Below are 8,617 nucleotides of genomic sequence, written 5' to 3'. Positions count from 1 at the left end.
CGGCGCCGGCTGGGTCGACGCCATCGACCGCGCCGCCCGCCGCATCGACGTGCTGGCCAGCGGCGGCGCCGCCGCCGGGCCGGCCGCGCCCGCCGCCGCGGCCGGCCCGGACCTGCGGCGCGCCCGCGAGCATCTGCACCACGAGCGTTACGCGCAGACCCTGGAGCAGCTCGGCGGCCTGCCGCTGGAGCACGCCGACGACCCCGACGTGCTGCTGCTGAAGGCGGTGTCGCTGAGCCACAGCGGCGCGCTGGCCGAGGCCGAGGCGGTGTGCCGGCGCCTGCTGGCGCAGGACGAGCTCAACGCCGGCGCCCATTACGTGCTGGCGCTGTGCCGCGAGGGCGCCGGCGACGTCGCCGGCGCCCTCGGCCACAACCAGAGCGCCGCCTACCTGGACCCGGAATTCGCCATGCCGCGCCTGCACATCGGCCTGCTGGCGCGGCGCCAGGGCGAGCGCGAGGCGGCGCGGCGCGACCTGGCCCAGGCCCTGCTGCTGCTGCAAAAAGAAGACCCGGCGCGGCTGCTGCTGTTCGGCGGCGGCTTCAAGCGCGAGGCGCTGATCGCGCTGTGCCGCGCCGAGCTGGCCGCCTTCGGGGAGGGCGCGTGAGGCCGGGCGCGGCGGCGGGGCAGGCGCTGGACGCGCTGCGCCGGCAGTTCGACGACGGCTTCGCGCAGGCGCCGGCGGCGCTCGCGGCGGCGCCGCTGGCGCTGCTGGCGATCCGCGCCGGCGACTGCGCCTACGCGCTGCGCCTGGCGCAGATCGCCGGCCTGCACGCCGACCGCCACATCACGGCGCTGCCGGGCGCGCTGCCGGCGCTGCTGGGCGTGAGCGGTTTCCGCGGCCAGGTCGCGCCCGTCTACGACCTGGCCGCGCTGCTCGGCCACGAGCGCGCGGCGGCGCCGCGCTGGCTGGTGCTGGTGCGCGGCCCGCAGCCGCTGGCGCTGGCCTTCGACGCCTTCGAAAACCACTTCACGGCCGCAGCGGAGCAGATCATGCCGGCCGGCGCGGCGCGGCCGTGGGCCACGGTCGAGGGCGAGCTCGGCGCGCGCCCCCTGATCGAGTTGCCTGCCCTGTTCGATGACATACGACGCCAGGCCGATCTGGCGTCGCGACAAAGGAGCGCCTGAGCATGACCAGAACTTGGACCTTCAGCCAGAAACTCGTGGCCGGCTACGCCGTCATGGTGGCCTTCGTGCTGCTGATCAGCGGCGTCGCCGTGTATGCGCTGCGCAGCGCCGTCAGCAGCCAGGAGCGCGTCATCAACGTCAACGCCCAGCTGTTGCTCGACACCGAGCGCGTGCACACCAGCTCCGAGCGCATCGTCGCCACGGTGCGCGGCTACGTCATCGCGCCCGATCCGGACCTGACCGCCCAGCTGCGCGTGGCGCGCGCCGAATTCACCCAGACCATGGCGCGGCTGCGCGCCACCGTCTACACGGGCGAGGGGCGCCGCCTGCTGGAGGCGATCGACGCCGACCACGTCGAGTACATGCGCAACGCCGACGAGATCATGGCGCTGGCGGCGGCGCGCGCCAAGCCGGAGCTGATTGCCCGCGCGTTCGACCAGAAGATGCTGCCCCTGCGCGACAGCCTCGACAAGAATATGCGCGCCTTCATCGCCCGCGAGGAGCGCCTGCTGGCGGAGGCCCGGCAGCAGGCCGGCGCCACCTCGGACAACGCGATCCTGGCCATGTCGCTGCTGGCGGCGGTGATGGTCGGCTTCGCGCTGCTGGTGGCGGTGTTGATGGCGCGCGCGCTGAACCGGCAGATCGGCGCCGCCGTCGGCCACGTGCAAAGCTCGTCGGCCGAGCTGCAGGCGGCCGCCAGCCAGCAAGCCTCGGGCGCCAAGGAGCAGGCCAGCGCGATGACCGAAATCACCACCACCATCAGCGAGCTGGTGGCGACGTCGCGGCAGATCGCCGACAGCGCCCAGCGCGTGGCGCAGATCGCCGAGCAGACGGCGGGCGCGGCGGGCACCGGCGGCGGCACCGTCGACAAGGGCCAGGAGGCGATCGCCGCGATCCGCCGCCAGATCGACCTGGTGGTCAGCCATATGCTTGAGCTGGGCCGCAAGTCGCAGGAAATCGGCGCCGTGCTCGACATCGTCGCCGAGCTGGCCGAGCAGACCAACATCCTCGCCATCAACGCCACCATCGAGGCCAGCGGCGCCGGCGAGGCGGGCAAGCGCTTCGCCGTCGTCGCCGAGGAGATCCGCAAGCTGGCCGACCGCGTGGCCGCCTCGACCAAGGGCATCCGCACGCAGATCGACGACGTGCGCGGCGCCGTCAACACCACCGTCATGGCGACCGAGGGCGGCGCCAAGGCGGTCGACGCCGGCGCGCGCCAGTTCGCCGAGGTGGCGCTGGCGTTCAAGCAGATCGCCGGCCTGGTCGCCACCACCACCGAGGCGGCGCGCGAAATCGAGCTGTCGACCAAGCAGCAGGCCAGCGCCGCCGAGCAGGTGCGCGTGGCCGTGACCGACGTGGCGCAGGCGACCCAGGAGACGGAAACCAGTTCCAGCCAGACCCTGCTGACGGCCTCGCAGCTGGCCGGCCTGTCGCTCGACCTGCGCCGGCTGATCCAGCCGCAGGCCGCTTAAGGGCAGCCGGGCCGCCATGGCAAAAGACCCCTACCGCTATTTCCGCGTCGAGGCGCACGAGCTGGTCGAGCAGCTGGGGCAGGGCGTGCTCGAACTGGAAAAAGGCGTAGGCGGCGCCGGCCAGGTGGCGCGCCTGCTGCGCCTGGCGCACACGCTGAAGGGCGCGGCGCGGGTGGTGCGCCAGGCCGGCATCGCCGACCTGATCCACGGCGTCGAGGACCAGTTGGCGCCCTACCGCGACGCGGCGGCGCTGCCGCGCGAGCGCGCCGACAGCCTGCTGGCCGCCTTCGACGCCATCGCCGCGCTGCTGGCGCAACTGCCGCAGCCCGAGGCGGCCGCGCCGTCCGCCGCCGCGCCGCCCGTGGCGGCGCCGGAGCCCGGCCAGCGCGCCGCGCGCGCCGACACGCTGGAACTGGACGCGCTGCTGGAGGGGCTGGGCGAGATCGGCGGCGAGCTGGCCGCGCTGCGGCGCCACGTCGGCCGCCTCGACGACGTCGCCGAACTGGCGCAGGCGCTGCGGCAGAACCTGGCGGCGCCGGCCCGCGCGGCCGCGCTGGCGGAGCAATTGCAGGCGCTGGCGGCGGGGCTGGAGCGGGCGCTGGCGGGCGGCGCCGAGCGCATCGACCGCGAGCTGCGCCAGAGCCGCGACGCCGCCGAGCGGCTGCGCCTGGTGCCGGTCGGCGGGGTGTTCCACGCGCTGGAGCGCTGCGCCCGCGACGCCGCCCACAGCCAGGGCAAGCAGGTGCTGTTCGAGGCCAGCGGCGGCGAGCTGCGCATCGACGGCGCCGTGCTCGACGCCGTGCAGGGCGCCCTCATGCAACTGGTGCGCAATGCGGTGGCGCACGGCATCGAGGCGCCGGCGCGCCGCGCCGCCGCCGGCAAGCCGGGGCCGGGCCGCATCACGCTGGAGGTGCGGCGGCGCGGCTACCGGGTCTGGTTCCAGTGCCGGGACGACGGCGCCGGCATCGACCTCGACGCCGTGCGCCGCGTGCTGGCCGAGCGCGGCGCGAGCGGCGCCGAGATCGCCGGCTACGACGCCGCCGGCCTGCTGGCGCGGCTGCTCGGCGGCGGCATCACCACCAGCCGCGTCGTCACCGAGCTGGCCGGGCGCGGCATCGGCCTGGACGTGGTGCGCGCCGCCATGCAGGAGCTGGGCGGCGAGGTGCGCGCCAGCAGCGAGGCCGGGCGCGGCTGCCTGGTCGAGCTGCGCGTGCCGCTGTCGCTGGCGGCCCTCGACGTCTTGATGGTCGAGGCCGACGGCCAGGTGCTGGCGCTGCCGCTGGACGCCGTCAAGGGCACGCTGCGGGTGGCGCGCGAGCAGATCGTGCGCGGCGCCGACGGCGACGCCATCGTCCACCAGGGCCGGACCCTGCCGCTGCGTCCGCTCAGCCTGGGGCTGCGCGAGAAGGGCGCGCACCGCTGGTCGCCGCGCGCGCTGACGGCCGTCATCGTCCAGTCCGGCGCGGCGCTGACGGCGCTGGCCGTGACGCGCCTGCGCGGCATCGACAGCGTGGTGCTGCGCGCGCTGCCGGCGCTGGCGCCGGCCGACGCCACGGTGCTGGGGCTGCACCTGGACGGCGAGGGCAACCCGCGCCTGGTGCTGGACCCGGACGCGCTGGCCGGCGCGCCGCGGCGTGCGGACGGCGGCGCCGCCGCGGCGGCGGCGCCGCCCGGCACCATCCTGATCGTCGACGATTCGCTGACCACGCGCATGCTGGAAAGCTCGATCCTGGAGTCGGCCGGTTTCCAGGTGGCGCTGGCCGCCAGCGCCGAGGAGGGGCTGGCGATGGCGCGCCGCGCGCCCTACGCGCTGTTCCTGGTCGACGTGGAAATGCCCGGCATGGACGGCTTCGGCTTCCTGGAGGCGGCCCGCGCCGACGCCCGCCTGGCGCACATTCCCGGCATCCTGGTGACCTCGTGCGAGACGCCGGAGCACCGCCGCCGCGGCGCCGAGGCGGGCGCGGCCGCCTACATCGTCAAGGGCGAGTTCGACCAGGTCGATTTCCTGCGCCGCGTCGGCGCGCTGGTGGCGCGGTGAAGCGCCTGCGCATCCTCGTCGTCGAGGACTCGCTGACGGTGCGCCGGCACTTGTGCGAGGTGCTGGCGCGCGACCCGGCGCTGGAGGTGGTCGGCGAGGCGGCCGACGGCAAGCGCGCCATCGAGCTGTGCCAGGCGCTGCGGCCGGACGCGATCACGCTCGACATGATGCTGCCGGTGATGAGCGGGCTGGCCGCCACCGAGTTCATCATGGCCTATTGCCCGACCCCCATCCTGGTCGTCTCGGCCTCGGTCAACCGCGGCGAGCTGTTCAAGACCTACGAGGCGCTGGCCGCCGGCGCCGTCGAGGTGATGGACAAGCCCGGCGCGGCCGGCGACGCCGACTGGGAAGCCCGCTTCGTCGCGCTGCTCAAGCTGGTGGCGCGGGTGCGCGTCGTCACCCACATGCGCGGGCGCCGCCAGCCGCGCCTGCCGGCGGCCCTGCCGGCGCGCGGCGCGGACGCGCCGGCGCCGCGCCTGGTGGCGCTGGGTGCCTCCACCGGCGGGCCGCAGGCCCTGGTGGAGATCCTGCGCAGCCTGCCGGCCGGCTTCGCGCTGCCGGTGCTCATCGTCATCCACATCGGCGAACCGTTCGGCGCCGCCTTCGCCGAATGGCTCGACGGCCAGAGCCGGCAGCGCGTGCGCATGGCCGAGGACGGCATGGCGCTGGGCGCCGGCGTGCTGCTGGCGCCGCCCGGCCGCCACCTGCTGCTGCGCGGCCAGCGCCTCTACCTCGACGACGGCCCCGAGCGCTTTTCCTGCCGCCCCTCGGTCGACGTGCTGTTCGAGTCGGTGGCGCGCGAGTGCGGCGGCGGCGCCATCGCCGCGCTGCTGACCGGCATGGGCCAGGACGGCGCGCGCGGCCTGCTGGCGGTGCGCGCCGCCGGCGGCGCCACGCTGGCGCAGGACGAGGCCAGCTGCGTGGTCTACGGCATGCCGCGCGAGGCGGCGCTGCTGAACGCGGCGCAGCAGGTGCTGCCGCTGGCCGACATCGGGGCGGCGCTGGTGGCGCTGGCGCAGACGCCATGAACGCGCCCGCCCGGCCGCCCATCCTCATCGTCGACGACAGCCTGACGGTGCGCGCCGACCTGGAGGAGGCCTTCGCCGAGGCGGCGCTGCCGAGCGTCTGCTGCGCCACGCTGGCGGCGGCGCGCCAGGCCCTGGCCACGCACGGCGCCGGCCTGGTGGTGCTCGACGTCATGCTGCCGGACGGCGACGGCGTCGAGCTGCTGCGCGAGATCCGCGGCCGGCCCGGCTGCGCCGGGCTGCCGGTGCTGATGCTGTCGTCCGAGGCGCAGGTGCGCGACCGCATCCGCGGCCTGGAAATGGGCTCGAACGACTACGTCGGCAAACCCTACGACCGCGACTACGTGGTGGCGCGGGCGCGCGCGCTGCTGGCCGCCGCCGCGCCGGCGCCGCCGGCGCCGCCGCAGGCGGCGGCGATCCTCGTCATCGACGACAGCGCCACCTTCCGCGAGCAGCTGGGCGAGGCGCTGCGCGCGCAGGGCTACCTGGTGGTCACCGCCGCCAGCGGCGAGGAGGGCTTGCGCAGCGTCGCGCTGAACCGGCCGGCCGCCGTGGTGGTCGACGGCGTGCTGCCCGGCATCGACGGCCACAGCGTGGTGCGCAAGCTGCGCCTGGACGCGGCGCTGCGCCACATTCCCTGCATCCTGCTGACGGCGGCCGAGGACGAGGGCGCCGAGCTGCGCGCCCTGGACGCCGGCGCCGACGCCTTCGCCCGCAAGGACGAGGATCTGGAACTGGTCCTGGCGCGCGTCGAGGCGGTGCTGCGCAAGGCCGGCGGCGGCGCCCGCGACCCGGCCGTCAGCCCGCTCAGCGCGACGCGCATCCTGGCCGTCGACGACAGCCCCAGCTACCTGCACGCGCAGGCCGAGGTGCTGCTCGGCGAGGGCTACGACGTGATCCTGGCGCGCTCCGGCGAGGAGGCGCTGCAGATGGTGCGGGCGCAGGCGGTCGACTGCATCCTGCTCGACCGCATCATGCCCGGCCTGGGCGGCACCGAAACCTGCCGCCGCCTGAAGGCCGACCCGGCCACCCGCGACATCCCGCTGATCATGCTGACGGCGATGGAGGACCGCGAGGCGATGATCGAGGGCCTGGGCACCGGCGCCGACGACTACGTGCTCAAGTCGAGCGAGTTCGACGTGCTCAAGGCGCGCGTGCGCGCGCAGCTGCGCCGCAAGCAGTTCGAGGACGAAAGCCGGCGCATCCGCGCCGAGCTGATGACCAAGGAGCTGGAGGCGGCCGAGATGCGCGCCGCGCGCGAGCTGGCCGAGAGCCGCTCCGAGCTGCTCTCCATCCTCGAACAGAAGAACCGCGACCTGGAGGAGGCGGTGCGCGCGCTGCAGGAGCGCCAGGGCGAGATCGCCGAGAAGAACCGCCAGCTGGAGGAGGCCAGCCGGCTGAAATCGGAGTTCCTGTCGAATATGTCGCACGAATTGCGCACGCCGCTGAACGCCATCATCGGCTTTTCCGAGCTGCTGCGCGGCGGCGTCGTCGGCCCGCTGAGCCAGAAGCAGCAGGTGTGCATCGGGCACGTCGTCACCAGCGGCAAGCACTTGCTCGAACTGATCAACGACATCCTCGACCTGTCCAAGGTCGAGGCGGGCAAGATGACGCTGGACCTGGAGCCGGTCGAGCCGGACGCGCTGCTGCAGGGCTGCCTGAACATCGTCGTCGACAGCGCCATGAAGCGCAACATCGCGCTGCATTTCGAGCCCTGCGGGGCGGGGCGGCCGGCCATGTTCGACCTGCGCAAGCTCAAGCAGATGGCCTACAACCTGCTGTCGAACGCCGTCAAGTTCAGCGTCGACGGCGGCCAGGTGACGCTGTCGGCGCACTGCGTCGGCCGCGCCGACATCGGCCGCGACGCGCCGGCCGGCATGACGGCGCGCGTGCTGCCGCTGCCGCGCAGCCAGTTCCAGCAATGGCTGGAGGTGCGCGTGCGCGACCACGGCATTGGCGTCAAGGCGGCCGACCTGGGCCACCTGTTCCAGACCTTCCGCCAGCTCGACTCCTCGATGGCGCGCCAGCACGAGGGCAGCGGCCTGGGCCTGGCGCTGGTGAGCCGCATGGCGGCGCTGCACGGCGGCACCGTCGGCGTCGCCAGCGGCCCCGGCCTGGGCAGCCAGTTCTCGCTGTGGCTGCCGTGGCGCGAACTGGCCGGCGACGGCGCGCAGACGCCGGCGGCGGGGCGGCGCGTGCTGGTCATCGAGGACGACGCCCAGGCGGTCGAGCTGCTGCGCCTGCACTTCGAGAGCATCGGCTTTGAGGTCGCCGTCGCCGGCGACGCCGCCGCCGCGCTGGCGCTGGCCGAGCAGGGCGCGCCCGACCTGATCACGCTCGACCTGGTGCTGCCCGGCGCCAGCGGCTGGGACGTGCTGGAGCAGATCAAGGCGAACCCGCTGCTGGCGCCGACGCCGGTGCTGATCGTCTCGCTGATCGCCGAGGAACTCAAGGCTTGCGCGCTGGGCGCGGCGCAACTGCTGCAAAAGCCGATCCGGCACGGCGCGCTGATCGAGGCCGTGGCCGCCCTCGGCTTGGCCGGCGCCGGCCAGGCGGCGCCGACCGTGCTGCTGGTCGACGAGGACGCCGCCGCGCGCGACGCGGTGACGGCGCAGTTGGCCGGACTCAACTACCGGGTGCTGTGCGCGGCCGACGGCCAGGCGGCGCTGGCGCTGGCGCGCAGCGAGCCGCCCGACCTGATCATCGTCGACCTGCTGCTGCCCGACATCAGCGGCTTCGAGCTGATCGACGCGCTCAAGCAATTGCCGCACACGGCGCACACGCCGACGCTGGTGCTGAGCGCCGGCGCAGTCGGCCATGCCGAGCGCGAGCGGCTGGCCGGGCAGGTCGTGCGCGTCATGGAAAAGGGCAGCTTCAACCGTGAACAACTACTGCGCGAAGTGGCGCGCGCGCTGCGCCAGCACGACGCGCCGGACAGCAACTGAGGAGGGCGG

5 protein-coding genes and 1 pseudogene are annotated in these 8,617 nt (G+C 74.8%); all 6 read left to right on the top strand.

Annotated features, from left to right (window positions below):
- A pseudogene (locus OIK44_RS13325) lies at positions 1-607 on the top strand (hypothetical protein); the annotation flags it as partial.
- Positions 604-1,128 (top strand): chemotaxis protein CheW, encoded by a 525-nt coding sequence (locus OIK44_RS13320; protein WP_273671240.1) that lies wholly within the window; start codon positions 604-606, stop codon positions 1,126-1,128. The pseudogene OIK44_RS13325 and the gene OIK44_RS13320, both read left to right, overlap by 4 nt.
- 2 nt (positions 1,129-1,130) lie before the next feature.
- Positions 1,131-2,600 carry a HAMP domain-containing methyl-accepting chemotaxis protein gene (locus tag OIK44_RS13315; protein WP_273671239.1) on the top strand — a complete coding sequence of 490 codons (1,470 nt, stop codon included), beginning with the start codon at positions 1,131-1,133 and terminating at the stop codon, positions 2,598-2,600.
- A gap of 16 nt (positions 2,601-2,616) precedes the next feature.
- Positions 2,617-4,638: a hybrid sensor histidine kinase/response regulator gene (locus OIK44_RS13310; protein ID WP_273671238.1), complete on the top strand. Its 2,022-nt coding sequence runs from the start codon at positions 2,617-2,619 to the stop codon at positions 4,636-4,638.
- Positions 4,635-5,666, top strand: a complete 1,032-nt coding sequence (gene cheB, locus OIK44_RS13305) for a chemotaxis-specific protein-glutamate methyltransferase CheB (RefSeq protein WP_273671237.1) — start codon at positions 4,635-4,637, stop codon at positions 5,664-5,666. Before OIK44_RS13310 ends, cheB begins: the two co-directional genes overlap by 4 nt.
- Positions 5,663-8,608: a response regulator gene (locus OIK44_RS13300; RefSeq protein ID WP_273671235.1), complete on the top strand. Its 2,946-nt coding sequence runs from the start codon at positions 5,663-5,665 to the stop codon at positions 8,606-8,608. Before cheB ends, OIK44_RS13300 begins: the two co-directional genes overlap by 4 nt.
- Positions 8,609-8,617 lie beyond the last annotated feature (9 nt).

Source organism: Janthinobacterium fluminis, from assembly GCF_028595325.1.
Classification (GTDB): Bacteria; Pseudomonadota; Gammaproteobacteria; order Burkholderiales; family Burkholderiaceae_D; genus Janthinobacterium; species Janthinobacterium fluminis.
This window is presented reverse-complemented; position numbering and strand designations above follow the sequence as displayed.

What these genes read in the sequence shown, in the direction of transcription:
- OIK44_RS13315 (WP_273671239.1), top strand. Translation starts at nt 1,131, where the DNA reads ATGACCAGAACTTGGACCTTCAGCCAGAAACTCGTGGCCGGCTACGCC.
- OIK44_RS13310 (WP_273671238.1), top strand. Translation starts at nt 2,617, where the DNA reads ATGGCAAAAGACCCCTACCGCTATTTCCGCGTCGAGGCGCACGAGCTG.
- OIK44_RS13300 (WP_273671235.1), top strand. Translation starts at nt 5,663, where the DNA reads ATGAACGCGCCCGCCCGGCCGCCCATCCTCATCGTCGACGACAGCCTG.